The organism is Roseivivax isoporae LMG 25204, from assembly GCF_000521865.1.
Taxonomy (GTDB): Bacteria; Pseudomonadota; Alphaproteobacteria; order Rhodobacterales; family Rhodobacteraceae; genus Roseivivax; species Roseivivax isoporae.
On the sequence record NZ_JAME01000005.1, the window covers coordinates 1 to 15,961 of the forward strand.

Here is a 15,961-nt window from a genome sequence, read left to right on the forward strand (position 1 = left end):
GGCGCACCACGGTCGCGAGGTCCTCGCGGTAGGGCGTCGCCTCCTCCTCGGTGGACTTGCGCCGGCCGAGCAGGCGATCCGCACGCGCCGCGGCCACGGCGGCCCGCAGGTGCGCGATCGCCGACCGGCGGCGGTTGCCCTCGGGCTCCTGGAATTGGCTGTCGGTGCGGTCCATGATCCGCGACACCGACCCCTCGTCGTCCTCGATCTGGGTCTCGGTCAGCATGGCACGCGCGGGGCTCGCGAGCTTCACCGTGCGCCGCGCCTGCTCGAAGGCCGCGTCATCCGCGTCGAGATCGGCGTCGTCGTCCTCGGTCAGCGCGCGTGCCGCCGCGGCGAGCTCCTCCTCTTCCTCGTCGAGCTCCGCCCCGGCCGCCGCGCGGTCGCGCGGATCCGTCTCCGCGTCGTCGTCGTCCGCGGCCGCGCCGAACGCCGCCTCGAGCTCTCGGGCAAAGGAGGCATCGCCGTCCGCGTCGTCCTCCGCGAAGGCGTCGCTCATCTCGCGCGCCAGCCTGTCCTCGCTGTCCTCGGCCTCGTCGCCGAAGGTGTCGCGCACGTCGCGGGCAAGCGCCGCGTCCTCGGCCTCGTCGTCATCCCCGTCGGCGTCGTCCAGCCACGCCGCCGCACCGTCGTCTTCGTCCTCGTCCTCGGCCTCCGGCGCGACCGCCGCGTCCGCTGCATCGCGGCCCAGCTCCGCCTCGAGCTCGGCCAGCTCGCGGGCCAGATCGGCCTCGTCCTCGTCGGACAGCGTGCTCGCAGCGGCGAGGGGTGCCGCAGGCACGGTCTCCGCCGCGTCCGCGTCGTCGTCCTCGTCCACCTGCTCCAGCAGGCCACCGGCGACCGCCGCGTCGAAATCGGCGCGCTTCACCTTCAGGACCTGCACGCGCGGCGTCGCGGGCGCCTCGTCCGCGTCGTCGGGTGCATCCTCGGAGGCGGCTTCGGCCACGGGCGGCACGGTCTCGTCCGCCATCAGGCCCGCGATCGCCCCGGCAAGCGCGTCGTCGTCGCCGGCGTCGGCGTCCGCCGAGGGCGCCACGGCCGCAGGCACGGGCTCGGGCAGCTCGGCATGTTCGTCCTCGGTATATTGCGCGGGGGCCGTCGACACGACGGCGCGGATGCGCTTCAGCTTCTCCGCGACGCTCGCGGGCTCGGCCTGGGGCGCGGCTGCCGGCATCGGCACCGCCTCCGCGTCCGTGTCCTCCGGGACCTCCGGCAGGGGCGCCGCTTCCGCCGGCGCCTCGGGCTCGCCCGCATCCGGCGCCTCGGCGGCAGCCGCAGGAGCAGGAGCAGGCGCCGCGGCCGGTGCCGCCGGCGTGCCGCCGAAGCCCGAGGCGGCGGCGAGCGCCGTCATCGCCTGGCCCCCTGCCCGGTCCCCCGAGGCCCGCAGCACCACCGCGCCGTCCTGGACGCGCGCCTCGACGCGGCGGGCGATCTCGCGCTCGGCGATCCGCGCCAGCATCTCGGCGTCGGGCGTCGGCGGCTCGGCCCCGAAATACCGGTCATCCCGGGCAAGATCCCGGAAATATTCCGCGATGGCCTTCATCGTGTCGAACGAATCGTCGAAACCCTCCAGCGTGCAGGAGAACGTCCCGTAGGACACCGTAAGAATCTTGCTGGAACTGACCATGTCGCAACCCACCTTCAGCCTTTTCGCAACACACCGTTTATCATGATGAGCGCGACCAAAGCGGCACGAATCTGTGCCGTGCACCGTATCATTTCATGACCGGATTGTGGTGGTTGTCTCAGCCGGCCATTAATGCGCCATGAAGTCCCTGATTGTTGAGAGCGCCGAAACGGTCCTGCTCGTGGGCGGCGGAGCGTGCGAAGATGCGACACTGTCGGCGGCGCTCGACCGCCTTTCGACCGCAATCGCGGCGGACGGTGGCGCCGACCGGCTGCTGGCGCTCGGCCGCGTGCCCGATGCCCTGATCGGCGATCTCGATTCGGTGTCCGAGGCCGCGCTCGCCCGGCTCCCGCCCGACCGCGTGCACCGCATCGACGAGCAGGACACCACCGATTTCGACAAGTGCCTGCGCTCGGTCGCGGCCCCTCTGGTCGAGGCGCACGGTTTCCTCGGCGCCCGGCTCGACCATTCGCTCGCGGTGCTGAACACGCTCGCCCGCCACCCGCACCGGCCCTGCCTGCTGGTCGGGCCCGACGACGCGGTGGCGCTGGTGCCGCCGGTCCTCGACCTCGATCTCACGCCCGGCACGCGCGTGTCGCTCTGGCCGCTCGCCGCGGCGACCGGCCGTTCCCGCGGGCTGAAATGGCCGATCGACGGGCTGACGCTCGCGCCCGACGGCATCACCGGCACCTCGAACGAGGCCCTGGGCCCCGTCACGCTCGCGCCCGACGTGCCGCGTCTCCTGCTCATGCTGCCGGTCGCCAGCGCGCCCGCGCTGGCGCGCGCACTGGTCGCTGCGCCGCGCTGGCCCGCCCCCTAGACGGACATCAGCCCTGCGGGTCGTCCGGCGGCGGCTCGCGCCCGACGCCCTTGAACACGAACCGCAAGGGCAGCGCCCAGAGCACGCCCAGAACCACGTAGATCAGCAGTTCCACGAGGATCGGCGGGCGCTCGAACATCGTGACCACCGACGAGGCGATCACGATGTAGAGCGGCAGCCCCACGACCAGCACGAGCAGGGCGAGGCGGCGGCGGGTCTTGTGCGTCAGGTCCGGCATCAATCCGCAAATGGATCGGTGACGAGGATCGTGTCATCACGTTCCGGCGAGGTCGACAGCAGCGCCACCGGGCACTCGATCAGCTCCTCCACCCGGCGGACATACTTGATCGCCTCGGCCGGCAGGTCGGCCCAGCTGCGCGCGCCCTCGGTCGACTGCGACCAGCCCGGCATCTCCTCGTAGATCGGCACGCAGCGCGCCTGCGCCTCGGCCGCCGTCGGCAGGTAGTCGATCCGCGCGCCGTCCAGCTCGTAGCCGGTGCAGATGCGGATCGTCTCGAACCCGTCCAGCACGTCGAGCTTGGTCAGCGCGATGCCGGTCACGCCCGAGGTCACGCAGGTCTGCCGCACGAGGCAGGCGTCGAACCAGCCGCAGCGCCGCTTGCGGCCCGTGGTGGTGCCGAACTCGTGACCCCGTTCCCCCAGCCGCTGGCCGTCCTCGTCCTCGAGCTCGGTCGGGAACGGCCCCTCGCCCACCCGCGTGGTGTAGGCCTTGACGATGCCCAGCACGAAATCGATGGCGCCCGGGCCGATGCCGGTGCCGGTCGCCGCCTGCCCCGCGATCACGTTCGACGAGGTCACGTAGGGATAGGTGCCGAAATCGATGTCGAGCAGCGCGCCCTGCGCTCCCTCGAACAGGATGCGCCGGCCGGCGCGGCGCTTCTCGTTCAGCACCTTCCAGACCGGCGCGGCATATTGCAGGATCTCGGGCGCGATCGCGCGCAGCTCCGCGATCAGCCCGTCACGGTCCACCGGGTCGAGCCCGAGGCCCGAGCGCAGCGCGTTGTGGTGCACCAGCGCGCGGTCCACCCGCAGTTCCAGCGTGCGGTCGTCGGCCAGGTCCGCGACCCGGATCACCCGCCGGCCCACCTTGTCCTCGTAGGCGGGCCCGATGCCGCGGCCCGTGGTGCCGATCTTGGCGACCGAGTTCTGGCTTTCGCGCGCGCGGTCGAGCTCGCCGTGGAACGGCAGGATCAGCGGCGTGTTCTCCGCGATCATCAGCGTCTCGGGCGTGATCTCGACGCCCTGCGCACGGATGCCCTCGATCTCCTTCACAAGGTGCCAGGGATCGAGCACGACGCCGTTTCCGATCACGCTGAGCTTGCCCCGGCGCACCACGCCCGAGGGCAGCGCGTGCAGCTTGTAGACCACGCCGCCCACGACCAGCGTGTGGCCGGCATTGTGCCCGCCCTGGAACCGCGCGATGACGTCGGCGCGCTCGGACAGCCAGTCGACGATCTTGCCCTTGCCCTCGTCGCCCCACTGGGCGCCCACGACGACCACGTTTGCCATCTGCTGACCTCTTTCCGCCTGCGGCTTCCAAACGCGCTCCTCATATAGGCGCGCGTCCGGGGGTGAAACCGTTTTCCGCCCCGGACGCGGCACCGCACGCACAGCCGGACACCCGCCTTGCGGTGCCCCGACATTTTCCCTAGATAGCCCGCAGCAACCGAGAGGCCCCGCCCCATGGAGAACGTCATCCTCATCGTCCACCTGCTGCTCGCGCTCGCGCTGATCGGCGTGGTGCTGATGCAGCGCTCCGAAGGCGGCGGGCTCGGCATGGGCGGCGGCGGCGGCGGCGTCATGAGCGCCCGCGGCGCGGCCACGGCCCTGGGCAAGGTGACGTGGTTCCTCGCGGCGGCCTTCATCTGCACCTCGCTGGTGCTGACCATTCTCGCCGCGGCCGACAGCTCGGGCAGCTCGATCATGGACCGGCTGACCCCGGGCGGCGCGAGCGAGGACGACGGTGCGGCCCCGGGCGGCATCGACACCGACAGCCTGCTGCCCCCGCCGTCGGCGGGCGATGCGGGCGACGGCGACGCACCCTTGGTGCCGCGCGCCGACTGACCGCCGCCCGATCGGCGGTCCCTGCCGGACGCCGGGCGGCGTCCGGGCTGAACCTGTCCCCTTCATCACAACACCTTGGGATGCGGCTTGGCGCGCAACAACATCTTGCGGCCGTATTGCGGGGATGCGGCTCTTGCGCTATAGCTTGAATCCCGTGATCCCGCGTGCCAGCCCAGCCGCGGCATCGACCGAGCAGACGAGAATCACGGGGTTCGAGCACATGGCACGTTTCATCTTCATCACCGGCGGTGTGGTCTCCTCGCTTGGCAAGGGGCTCGCCTCGGCCGCGCTCGGGGCGCTCCTGCAGGCGCGCGGCTTCTCGGTCAGGCTGCGCAAGCTCGACCCCTACCTGAACGTCGATCCGGGCACGATGTCGCCCTTCGAGCACGGCGAGGTCTTCGTCACCGACGACGGCGCCGAGACCGATCTCGACCTCGGCCATTACGAGCGCTTCACCGGCGTGCCGGCGCGCAAGACCGATTCCATCTCCTCGGGCCGCATCTACATGAACGTGCTCGAGAAGGAGCGCCGCGGCGACTACCTCGGCAAGACGATCCAGGTCATCCCGCACGTCACCAACGAGATCAAGGACTTCATCTCCATCGGCGAGGACGAGGTCGACTTCATGCTCTGCGAGATCGGCGGCACCGTCGGCGACATCGAGGGCCTGCCCTTCTTCGAGGCGATCCGCCAGTTCAGCCAGGACAAGCCCCGCGGCCAGTGCATCTTCATGCACCTGACGCTGCTGCCCTACATCAAGGCCTCGGGCGAGCTGAAGACCAAGCCGACGCAGCATTCCGTCAAGGAACTGCGCTCCATCGGCCTCGCGCCCGACATCCTCGTCTGCCGCTCCGAGGGGCCGATCCCGCAGAAGGAACGGGAAAAGCTCGCGCTCTTCTGCAACGTGCGCCCCGACAGCGTGATCGCCGCGCAGGACCTGTCGTCGATCTACGACGCGCCGCTCGCCTATCACCGCGAGGGGCTCGACCAGGCGGTGCTCGACGCCTTCCAGATCAGCCCCGCCCCGCGTCCCGACCTGCGCCGGTGGGAGGACGTGTCGGACCGCATCCACAACCCCGAGGGCGAGGTCAACGTCGCCATCGTCGGCAAGTACACGCAGCTCGAGGACGCCTACAAGTCCATCGCCGAGGCGCTCACCCATGGCGGGCTCGCCAACCGGGTCAAGGTCAACATCCAGTGGGTCGACGCCGAGATCTTCGAGCGCGAGGATCCCGCCGCCCACCTCTCGGGCTTCCACGCCATCCTCGTGCCCGGCGGCTTCGGCGAGCGCGGCACCGAGGGCAAGATCCGCGCGGCCGAGTTCGCCCGCCTGCACAAGGTGCCCTATCTCGGCATCTGCCTCGGCATGCAGATGGCGGTGATCGAGGCCGCCCGCAACGTCGCCGGCGTCGCCCGCGCCGGGTCCGAGGAATTCGACCACGAGGCCGGCAAGAAGCGCTTCGAGCCGGTGGTCTACCACCTCAAGGAATGGGTGCAGGGCAACGCCAAGGTCAACCGCCGCCCCGACGACGACAAGGGCGGCACCATGCGCCTCGGCGCCTACGACGCCGTCCTGTCCGAGGGCAGCCGCGTGGCGCAGGTCTACGGCTCCACCGCCATCGACGAGCGCCACCGCCACCGCTACGAGGTGGATATCACCTACAAGAAGGCCCTCGAGGAAGCCGGCCTCTGCTTCTCCGGCATGTCCCCCGACGGCCGCCTGCCCGAGATCGTGGAATGGTCCGATCACCCCTGGTTCATCGGCGTCCAGTTCCATCCCGAACTCAAGTCGAAACCCTTCGACCCGCACCCGCTGTTCCGGGATTTCGTGCGAGCGGCGAAAGAGGTCTCGCGGCTGGTGTGAAGCTGCTGGCCGCAAACCGAACGAGGCCGACCGGAAGCAAGAAACGAAATGCGTGCCCGCTGAAATGTCAACGTGTGTCAGTTGACCACAAAGTGCCGCATAAAGCCTTAATTCATGGTCATTCACATGCCAGACGGGGTTTTCGGAAGCCCGTGATGACCCAATCGTTCCTGCTTTCCCGCGCGAGCAGCGTATAGATACATTCGTCGCCATACGCGATGTAGGATGTGGAATCCGTATTTATTGAAGCAGGTCCGCTACTTCCGTAGACCGTTGCAGGTCCGGGCGTGGTCACTGGGATGACGCCGAAATTGTCCATTTTCCACTGAAAAGCGCTCTGCCCGTCGTTCAATTGGACGACATCTTTTGGTGGGCCATAGTCCAGGATGGGCTCTTGAACTGACTTCACGACACAGTTTTGCCAACAAGGACAAATCGTTCATTCGGAAGCACAAGTATTTCACCGCCAGGACATTGATGAACGTTCACAGGAAATTCTGGACAGGGCCCCTATCGAGACGTGATGGGCAGGTGCAGCACGAAGAGCCACGTCGAATAGTCGCACGATTGGCACGACCCATTTCGCACTCGGCGTGATGAAGGATTGCGTCCCGCGGCTCACCGGGAAACGGTTAAAATTCAATTAATTCCGGAGAATTCTTGAAGATCGTTTCCATGCTCGCCATCACCCTCGGACTCGCACTCCCCGCAGGCGCCGTCCCGGCCGCGGGGCCGGCCACCGTTTCGGCGCCGGGCGCAAAGCTCGTCGGGCACAGCGGCGGCTGCCGCAAGAGCTCGCCGGCGGGACAATGCTGCCACGCCGGGTCGAACCCCCTGCACTGCCACTGACGCGGAAGGCGGGCGTGCGATCCCGCCGCCGCCGTCCCGAAACGTCCCGCGCGCCAGCGCGCGCGGACCGTGCTATCCTGGCCGCGTCGCTTCCCCCCGAGGACGTGCCCGCCATGCCCGACGCCCCGCAGGATCCCGCGCCCGCCGAACCGCGCTACCTCGCGCGCGGGCGCAAGACCGTCTGGATCACCCTCGACGACGGCCCGCATCCGGCACACACGCCGACCATCCTGCGCGCGCTCGACGCCCACGGCGTGCGGGCGGTCTTCTTCGTCATCGGGCGCAATGCCCGCGCGCATCCGGGGCTCCTCGCGGAGATGGCCGGGGCGGGGCACCTGGTCGGCAACCACACCTGGACGCATCCGAACCTCGCGCGGCAGCCGGCGGCCACGATCCGCGACGAGCTTGCCCGCACCCGCGACGCGATCGCGGACCATCCCGGCGGCACCACGCTCTTTCGCCCGCCCTACGGCGCGCACAATGCCACCGTCGACCGGGTCGCGGCCGAGATGGGCTACCGCACCATCCTGTGGTCGGTCGACACGCTCGACTGGAACCGCGCCTACAAGCCCGACAAGTGGGTGCAGCACGGGCTCGACCAGGTCCGCGCGCGCACGGAATCGGTGGTGATCGCCCACGACATCCACAAGACCACGGCCGCGCATTTCGACGCCTTCCTCGGGCGCATCCGCGGCCTGCCCGGCACGGGCTTCGGCGCGCCGACCGAGATCTGAGCGAAAGCGCCGCCCCCGCCTTGCCGAGCACGCCCCCGCGCCCCATCCTCCGCGCCATGCCGCGCGCGCCGACCCTCGCGATCCTCGCCCTGACGCTCCTCGCCCTGCCCTTCGTGCTCCACGCGGCGGCGTTCGGGCTGCGCGGGCTGTCGGCCGACCTCTCGGGGCAGACGCGGTTCTTCACCACGCCCCTGCCGACGGTCCTGATCTTCGGGCACATGGCTGCGGGCGCGCTCCTGACGCTGCTCGCGCCGCTCCAGCTCCTGCCCGCGACGCGGCGGGGCGGCGCGCGGCTGCACCGGCGGCTCGGCTACGTCATCCTGGCGCTCGCCGCGGTGACGGGGACGTTCGGGCTCGGCTACATCGGGCTGCGCGGCACGATCGGCGGGCCGCTCATGTCGGCGGGCTTCGCGCTCTACGGCGTGCTCCTCCTCGTCGCGGCGGCGAACGCCGTCTACCACGCGCTCGACCGGAACCTCGCGGCCCACCGCGCCTGGGCGCTGCGGCTCGCGGTCCTCGCGGTGGGCTCGTTCCTCTACCGGCTGCACTACTGGGTCTGGTATGCGGCGACCGGGGGCGCGGGATCGACGCCGGACTTCACCGGACCCTTCGACCTCGCGAATTTCGTGGGCTTCTACCTGCCCTACCTCCTCCTCCTCGAACTCTGGCTCAGACGGAGCACCCGATGACCGACATCCTCGCCGTGTTCACCACGCTGCCCGACGCGGACAGTGCCCGCGCCCTCGCCCGCCTTGCGGTGACCGAGCGGCGCGCCGCCTGCGTGCAGATCTCCGAGATCGCGTCGGTCTACACGTGGGAGGGCGTGCAGGAGGACCGCGAGTGGCGGCTCCTCTTCAAGACCACGCGCGCGGGCTATCCGGCGCTCGCCGCCCTCATCCTCAAGGCCCATCCCTACGACGAGCCGGCGCTCTGGTCGCATGTGGTGTCCGAGGGCTCCGCGGGCTATCTCGCCTGGATCGCGGACAGCGTCGCCCCCTGAGCGGCGCCGGCCCGAAGCCATACCGAAGCCATACGGAAGCCAGCCATGCTGTCCTACCAGCACGCCTACCATGCCGGGAACCTCGCCGACGTGCACAAGCACGCGCTCCTGTCGGAGATGCTGGACTACCTGACACGCAAGGAGAAGCCCCTCACCTACATCGAAACCCACGCCGGACGGGGACTTTACGACCTTTCCGGCGCGGCGTCGCGCAAGACCGGCGAGGCGCAGCAGGGAATCGCCCGCGCGCTCGGCTGGTTCCCGCAGGACCATCCCTACACCCGCGTGCTCGCCCAAATCCGCGCCCGCCACGGCCGGGACGCCTATCCCGGATCCCCGCTCATCGCGCAGGCGCTCCTGCGCCCGACCGACCGGCTGCACCTGGCCGAGCTGCATCCGGCCGAACACGCGGCACTTGCAGAGGCCGTGTCCGGGCGCAACGTTTCCCTGCAGAAGGCCGACGGGCTCGCGCTCGCGCTGTCCCTCGCGCCGCCCGAGCCGCGCCGCGGGCTCCTGCTCTGCGATCCCTCGTGGGAGCGCCCGGCAGACTATGACGAGGTCCCCAAGGCCCTGAAGCGCATCGCGAAATCCTGGAACGTGGGCATCCTCGCGCTGTGGTACCCGATCCTGTCCGACCCGCGCCACGGGACGATGATGGCCGATCTCGAGGCCGCGTTCCCGGACGCGCTGCGCCACGAGGTGCGCTTTCCCCCGGTGCGCGAGGGGCACCGCATGGTGGGCTCGGGGATGTTCGTGACCCGCCCGCCCTACGGGCTCGACGCGGCCGCGCGCCGGCTCGGCCAGGCCTTCGCCGGCGCGGCGGGCTGAGCGGCCGGGCGCGCGCTGTCCCCCATACGGGCATGGACAAGCGGCCACGGCTTCGCCAATCTTGGACGATGGACGAGGAGATCCAGCCATGACAACGTGTCGCCCGGCGCACCGCGCCTCCGGCACCGGCACCGCCCGGGACGCCCTACGGCGCGGCTGAGCCCATGTCCGCGCGCCTCATCCTTTGGGCCTCGCACCCGGACGCAGCCTGGCTCGACCCGGCCGACACGCCGCTCGCGCTCGGCGCGCTCCTCGTGCTGATGGCGCGCGAGGAGCTCGCGGCGCTCCTGCCCGCCGCCGACCGCATCGACGAGGTCCTGGCCCGCCGCTACGACCTGACCAGGAGCGAGGCCGCGGAAATGCGGCGCGCCTGCGAGGACGTGGCGCGCCGCCTGCCCGACGGCCCCGCCTACATGCGGCTGGTGCAGGCCCATGTCTGCGCGGCGGAACGCGCGGCGCTCGCGCAATGCCTCTGGGCGCTCGCGGGCAGCACCGCGGAGACGCGCAACGAGGCGGCGGCGGCCGCCCTGTCACGGGGGCTCGGCCTCGGCGACGAGACGCTGGCGCCGCTTAACTGACGTTGCGCGCCTCCCGCGGATTGCTGCCGGCCGCTGCCGCCTTATATGTGCCGACATGTTCGCTGATTTCCTCTCCCGCCTCGTCGCGCCGAACCCGCGCCCGCTGCCCGATGCCGACGCGCGTCTCGCGCTGACCGCGCTCCTCGTGCGCGTGGCGCGCTCTGACGGCGACTACGATGCCGCCGAACGGGCCCGCATCGACCGCATCGCCGCCGCCCGCTACGGGCTCTCTCCCGAGGACGCCGAGACGCTCCGCGGCGACGCGGAGGCCCTCGAGGCCGAGGCGCCCGACACCGTGCGCTTCACCCGGGCGATCAAGGACGCGGTGGACTACGAGCACCGCACCGCCGTGATCGAGGCGCTCTGGTCGGTGGTGCTGGCTGACGGCGTGCGCGATCCCGAGGAGGATTCCCTCCTCCGGCTGGTCTCGAGCCTCCTCGGCGTCAGCGACCGCGACAGCGCGCTGGCGCGTCAGCGGGTGCAGGCCGGACGGGACGCGTGACGCCACGGAACGGCGCCGAATCGGGCTGAAATGCCTCCGGAGCGGCGGATCCGCGCCCGGATCCCCCGCTTTGCACGTTGCATTGCCCGGAACATTCCCTCCATTCTCTGTCGCAGCCGACCGCGCCCCTAGCCAGACAGAGAACTCGTGACCGCCAGCCCGCCCGTCATCGCGATCCGTGATCTTCACAAGCGCTACGGCGCTCTCGAGGTTCTCAAGGGCGTCGACATCACCGCCTCCCGCGGCGATGTCGTGTCGCTGATCGGGTCGTCGGGCTCGGGAAAGTCGACGCTGCTGCGCTGCGCGAACCTGCTCGAGGACAGCCAGCAGGGCGAGATCGTCTTCAAGGGCGAACCCGTCACCTGGCGCGGCTTCGACGGGGCGCGCCGACCGGCGGACCAGAAGCAGGTGATCCGCATCCGAACCCGGCTCGCGATGGTGTTCCAGCAGTTCAACCTCTGGTCCCACCTCACCATCCTGCAGAACGTGATGGAGGCGCCGGTCACCGTGATGGGCCGGCCCCGCGACGAGGTCGAGGAAAAGGCGCGCGAATATCTCGACAAGGTCGGCATCGGCGCGAAGTGCGACGCCTACCCTGCTCAGCTCTCGGGCGGACAGCAGCAGCGTGCGGCGATCGCGCGGGCACTCTGCATGGAACCCGAGGCGATCCTCTTCGACGAGCCGACCTCGGCGCTCGACCCCGAGCTCGAACAGGAGGTCGTGCGCGTGATCAAGGCGCTGGCCGAGGAGGGCCGGACCATGATCCTCGTCACCCACGACATGAAGATGGCGCGCGACGTGTCCGATCACGTCGTGTTCCTGCACCAGGGCCTGATCGAGGAAGAAGGCCCGCCCGAGACGCTGTTCGGCGCGCCGCGCTCCGAACGGCTGCGCGGTTTCCTCTCCTCGACGCAGGGCTGAAAGGGCGGCCCGCCCGCATCACCGACCCGAACCCGAAAAAGAAAGAAAGACAGGGAGTCCACCATGAAGAAACTCGCATTCGTGACCGCCGCCGTCGCGCTGACCGCCGGCACCGCCTTCGCCCAGGACGTGATCCGCATGGGCACCGAGGGCGCCTACCCCCCGTACAACTTCATCAACGACTCGGGCGCGGTCGACGGCTTCGAGATCGAGCTCGGCAACGAGCTCTGCGCGCGCGCGGAACTGACCTGCGAGTGGGTGACGAACGAGTGGGATTCGATCATCCCGAACCTCGTCTCGGGCAACTACGACACGATCATGGCCGGCATGTCGATCACCGACGAGCGCGAGGAGGTCATCGACTTCACGCAGAACTACTACCCGCCGACGGAAAGCGCCTATGTCTCGACCATGGCCGACGCGGACGTCACCGCCGGCGTCGTCTCGGCGCAGGCGGCGACCATCCAGGCCGCGCACGTGGCCGAGAGCGGCGCGGCGCTGATCGAGTTCGCCACCCCGGAGGAGACCATCGCGGCGGTGCGCAACGGCGAGGCCGACGCGGTCTTCGCGGACTACGACTACCTCAAGCCCATCGTCGACGCCTCTGGCGGCGAGCTGACCTTCGTCGGCGACCGCGTGCCGCTGGGCGGCGGCGTGGGCATGGGCCTGCGCGAGAGCGATGCCGAGCTCAAGGCGACCTTCGACGCGGCCATCGGGTCGATGAAGGAGGACGGCACGCTGAACGAGCTGCTCGTCAAGTGGTTCGGCGACGAGGTCGGCACTTACTGATCGCACCGGGCGGGGTTCGCCCCGCCCCCCTGCCTGCCCGCGCGGTATTCCCATGTTCGCCTTCTGCACCGACCCCGAGACGCTGAACCGCGCCGCGTGGATGGCGTGCTACCTGACCACGGGCAAGCACGTGGCGTTCTACGGCGCCTTCGGCACCGTCCTGCTGCTGCTCGCCGTCACCGCGCCCACGGCACTCGCATTCGGGTTCCTCGGCGCGGTCGCTGCGCGCTCGCGCCTCTGGCTCGTCAGCGGCATCGGGCGCGTCTACATCGCGCTCGTCCGGGGCGTGCCCGACATCGCGTTCTTCCTCTTCTTCGTGATCGCGCTCGACCAGGCGTTCGAATGGCTCCGCCACCAGGTGAAGTGCCCCGACTGGGACCAGCCGATCCGGCAGGGCTCGGATTTCGTGGTCTGCGCCGCGGCCAAGCTGCCGCTCTCGACCGCGCCGCAATGGATGCACGAGGTCTACGGCTTCTTGCTCGCCGTCGTGACCTTCGCCATCGTCTTCGGCGCCTTCGCCGCGAACGTGCTCTTCGGCGCCATGCGCGCGGTGCCGCGGGCCCAGATCGAGACCGCCGAGGCCTACGGCATGACGGCGCGGCAGACCTTCTGGCGCATTCTCGTGCCGCAGATGTGGGTCTACGCGCTGCCCGGGCTCTCGAACCTCTGGATGGTGCTGATCAAGGCGACGCCGCTCCTGTTCCTGCTCGGCGTCGAGGACATCGTCTACTGGGCGCGCGACCTCGGCGGCACCAAGACGCCGCAATTCACCGCCTACCCGCACGGCGACTGGCGCATGTGGTACTTCCTCGCGCTCCTCGTCTTCTACCTCGGCTTCACGCGCGTCTCCGAGATCGTGCTGTCGCGGCTCATGGTCCGGCTGACGCACGGCCAGGCCACGCTCGCGGGCGAGGCACAGCGAAAGGCCGCCGCATGACCCATGCCCGAACGCCCGGCCCCGCGCCCCGCCCCCCCGCTTCTTCTTGGCACAAATATCCACGGCCCGACCGCGCCGCAGGAAAGGACGCCCGGGCATGAGCTGCTGGGAGACCATCGCGGACTACGCCTTCCGCAGCCTCGGCTTCGGCGAACGCCTGCTGCCGCGGACGGACTTCACCGTCTGCCAGCAGTTCACGCTGATCGGCTCGGGGATGCTCTGGAACATCTATTTCGGGGCGGTAGCGCTCGTCAGCGGCTTCGTCCTCGCCACAGCGGTTGCGCTCGGCAAGGCGTCGGCGCATCCGCTTTTGCGCAAGCCCTCGGAATGGTTCATCTTCGTCTTCCGCGGCTCGCCGCTCTTCATCCAGTTCTTCTTCGCCTACTTCGCGTTCCTGTCGCTCAAGTCGGCCTACCCGTTCTTCGACCCGTTCACCTCGGCCTGGCTCGGCGCGCTGATCGTGCTGTTCCTGAACACCGCCGCCTATTCGGGCGAGATCTTCTACGGCGCGCTCCTGTCGGTGCCGAAGGGCGATCTCGAGGCGGCCGATGCCTACGGCTTCTCGGGCTGGAGGAAGTTCCGGCGCATCACCTGGCCCACCATGCTGCGCCTCGCCTGGCCCGCCTACACCAACGAGGCGATCTTCCTCTTCCATGCCACGGCGCTCGTCTTCTTCTCGGGCTTCCCGGCGCGGCAGCAGCAGGGCGACGCGCTCTATTACGCGAACTACTTCGCCGACAAGACCTTCAACCCGTTCGTGCCCTACCCGATCCTCGCCTTCTACTTCATCCTGCTGACGCTCGCGATCATCGGCCTCTTCGGACTGGTCAACCGGCGCCTGAACCGGCACCTGCCGCAGGGCACGCGCCCGCGGATGCGCCTGCGCCCGCAGATCGTGCGCTGAGCCCCGGCGGCACCTGCCCCCCTTGCCAGACGCGTCGCGGCCCGTTATCCGTAATTTGATCAAATTAACCTGACCTTTGCCCCTCCGGTGTTTCGATGTTCGTTTCCGCCCCGATGAAGAATTTCCTGCGCAAGAACCCGCAGGTACGCACGATCCGCGTCGCGGCCGCGGATCTCAACGCCCAGCCGCGCGGCAAGCGGGTGCCCTCGCGCTTCGCGGAGAAGGTGCTCGAGGACGGCACGCGCTTTCCGCTCTCGGTGCTGAACCTCGACATCTGGGGCGAGGACATCGACGACAGCCCGCTCGTGTTCGAGAGCGGCGACCGCGACGGCATCCTCTGGCCGACCGAACGCGGCTTCCTGCCCATGCCGTGGCTCGAGGCGCCGACCGCGCTTCTGCCGATCTGGATGTTCCGCGACGACGGCCGCCCGTTCGACGGCGACCCGCGCCACGCGCTGCGCCGCGTGATCGACCGCTACAAGGCGCAGGGGCTCACTCCGGTCGTGGCCGTGGAGCTCGAATTCTTCCTGATCGACGATTCGGGACGCAACCTCGAGGTCCCGGTCAGCCCGCGCTCGGGCAAGCGCCGCAAGGCGGCAGAGACCATGTCGATCCGCGCGCTCGACCAGTTCGACCTCTTCTTCACCGACCTCTACGACGCGTGCGAGGCGATGGACATTCCCGCCGACACCGCGATCTCGGAGGCGGGGCTCGGCCAGTTCGAGATCAACCTGATGCATGGCGACGACGCGCTGCGCGCGGCGGACGACGCGTGGCTCTTCAAGATGCTGGTGAAGGGCCTCGCCCGGCGCCACGGCTTCGCCGCCTCCTTCATGGCGAAGCCCTACGAGGATTATCCCGGGTCCGGCCTGCACACGCATTTCTCGGTGCTCGACGCGCAGGGGCGCAACATCTTCGACGACGGCGGCCCGAAGGGCACCGACACGCTGCGCCACGCGGTGCAGGGATGCCTGTCGGCGATGCACGATTCGACGCTGATCTTCGCCCCGCACCTCAACAGCTACGACCGGCTGGTGCCGGAATCCCACGCGCCCACGGGCATCTCCTGGGCCTACGAGAACCGCACCTCGGCCATCCGCATCCCCTCGGGCAATCCCAAGGCGCGGCGGATCGAGCACCGGGTCGCGGGCGGCGACGTGAACCCCTACCTGCTGCTGACGGCGATCCTCGGGGCGGCGCTGAACGGGATCGAGGATCGCGAGGAGCCCCCCGAGCCCATCACCGGCAACGCCTATGCCCAGGGCCTGAGACACATCCCGGGCGACTGGTCCTCGGCCATCGACGCCTTCGAGAAGAGCACGGTCGTGCCGCGGATCTTCTCCGAGGAGCTGATCCGGAACCTGCTCCTGACGAAGCGGCAGGAGGTGCACTACATGAACGAGCTCTCGCCGGCGGAACAGGTGACGATCTACCTCGACACGGTCTGAGCCGCCTGCGCCCGGACCCGCCCCGGGGACGTGAGGGGCCAGCCCCTCACACTCCCCGGGATATTTCCGCCAAGA

16 protein-coding genes and 1 pseudogene are annotated in these 15,961 nt (G+C 69.7%); 14 read left to right on the forward strand and 3 right to left on the reverse strand.

The annotated features are described in order from the left end of the window. A pseudogene (locus RISW2_RS04010) lies at positions 1–1,627 on the reverse strand (hypothetical protein); the annotation flags it as partial. A gap of 139 nt (positions 1,628–1,766) precedes the next feature. Between RISW2_RS04010 and RISW2_RS04015 the strand changes: the two are divergent. Continuing rightward, complete coding sequence (locus RISW2_RS04015; protein ID WP_043767054.1) at positions 1,767–2,447, forward strand: thiamine diphosphokinase; 681 nt, start codon at positions 1,767–1,769, stop codon at positions 2,445–2,447. A 7-nt stretch (positions 2,448–2,454) separates the two neighbouring features. Here the strand turns inward: RISW2_RS04015 and RISW2_RS04020 are convergent, their stop codons facing one another. Then, the gene (locus tag RISW2_RS04020; protein ID WP_043767057.1) at positions 2,455–2,685 is read right to left on the reverse strand and encodes a DUF2842 domain-containing protein; all 231 of its coding nucleotides are present in this window, start codon (positions 2,683–2,685) and stop codon (positions 2,455–2,457) included. Then, entirely contained in the window at positions 2,685–3,977 is a 1,293-nt protein-coding gene (locus RISW2_RS04025) for an adenylosuccinate synthase (protein WP_043767060.1), read from the reverse strand. The genes RISW2_RS04020 and RISW2_RS04025 overlap by 1 nt, the downstream gene beginning before the upstream one ends. Before the next feature lie 174 nt (positions 3,978–4,151). On the opposite strand from RISW2_RS04025, the gene secG reads away from it, so the two are divergent. The 13 genes from secG (at position 4,152) to RISW2_RS04090 (ending at position 15,886) form a co-directional block, all read left to right on the forward strand. Beyond that, positions 4,152–4,532, forward strand: coding sequence for a preprotein translocase subunit SecG (secG, locus tag RISW2_RS04030; protein WP_043767063.1), 381 nt, complete (start codon positions 4,152–4,154; stop codon positions 4,530–4,532). A 220-nt stretch (positions 4,533–4,752) separates the two neighbouring features. Next, positions 4,753–6,396 (forward strand): CTP synthase, encoded by a 1,644-nt coding sequence (locus RISW2_RS04035; RefSeq protein WP_043767066.1) that lies wholly within the window; start codon positions 4,753–4,755, stop codon positions 6,394–6,396. Positions 6,397–7,358: 962 nt separating this feature from the next. Next, positions 7,359–7,979: a polysaccharide deacetylase family protein gene (locus RISW2_RS23420; protein WP_051491789.1), complete on the forward strand. Its 621-nt coding sequence runs from the start codon at positions 7,359–7,361 to the stop codon at positions 7,977–7,979. 20 nt (positions 7,980–7,999) lie between these two features. Further along, a complete protein-coding gene (locus RISW2_RS04045) occupies positions 8,000–8,668 on the forward strand; it encodes a DUF2306 domain-containing protein (protein ID WP_244437505.1) in 669 nt (222 codons plus the stop codon). Next, positions 8,665–8,979 (forward strand): divalent-cation tolerance protein CutA, encoded by a 315-nt coding sequence (gene cutA / locus RISW2_RS04050; protein WP_043767069.1) that lies wholly within the window; start codon positions 8,665–8,667, stop codon positions 8,977–8,979. Before RISW2_RS04045 ends, cutA begins: the two co-directional genes overlap by 4 nt. A 45-nt stretch (positions 8,980–9,024) precedes the next feature. Next, positions 9,025–9,807, forward strand: a complete 783-nt coding sequence (locus RISW2_RS04055) for a 23S rRNA (adenine(2030)-N(6))-methyltransferase RlmJ (RefSeq protein WP_043767071.1) — start codon at positions 9,025–9,027, stop codon at positions 9,805–9,807. A gap of 164 nt (positions 9,808–9,971) precedes the next feature. Then, positions 9,972–10,385 (forward strand): TerB family tellurite resistance protein, encoded by a 414-nt coding sequence (locus RISW2_RS04060; protein WP_051491790.1) that lies wholly within the window; start codon positions 9,972–9,974, stop codon positions 10,383–10,385. 55 nt (positions 10,386–10,440) lie between these two features. Next, positions 10,441–10,887 (forward strand): tellurite resistance TerB family protein, encoded by a 447-nt coding sequence (locus RISW2_RS04065; RefSeq protein ID WP_043767073.1) that lies wholly within the window; start codon positions 10,441–10,443, stop codon positions 10,885–10,887. Positions 10,888–11,034: 147 nt separating this feature from the next. Beyond that, complete coding sequence (locus RISW2_RS04070) at positions 11,035–11,808, forward strand: ABC transporter ATP-binding protein (protein WP_043767074.1); 774 nt, start codon at positions 11,035–11,037, stop codon at positions 11,806–11,808. A 63-nt stretch (positions 11,809–11,871) separates the two neighbouring features. Continuing rightward, complete coding sequence (locus RISW2_RS04075) at positions 11,872–12,597, forward strand: transporter substrate-binding domain-containing protein (RefSeq protein WP_043767076.1); 726 nt, start codon at positions 11,872–11,874, stop codon at positions 12,595–12,597. Between the two features lie 52 nt (positions 12,598–12,649). Next, entirely contained in the window at positions 12,650–13,534 is an 885-nt protein-coding gene (locus tag RISW2_RS04080) for an ABC transporter permease (RefSeq protein WP_043767077.1), read from the forward strand. A gap of 97 nt (positions 13,535–13,631) precedes the next feature. After that, positions 13,632–14,438, forward strand: coding sequence for an ABC transporter permease (locus tag RISW2_RS04085; RefSeq protein WP_043767079.1), 807 nt, complete (start codon positions 13,632–13,634; stop codon positions 14,436–14,438). A 113-nt stretch (positions 14,439–14,551) separates the two neighbouring features. Further along, the gene (locus tag RISW2_RS04090) at positions 14,552–15,886 is read left to right on the forward strand and encodes a glutamine synthetase family protein (protein ID WP_043767380.1); all 1,335 of its coding nucleotides are present in this window, start codon (positions 14,552–14,554) and stop codon (positions 15,884–15,886) included. Positions 15,887–15,961 lie beyond the last annotated feature (75 nt).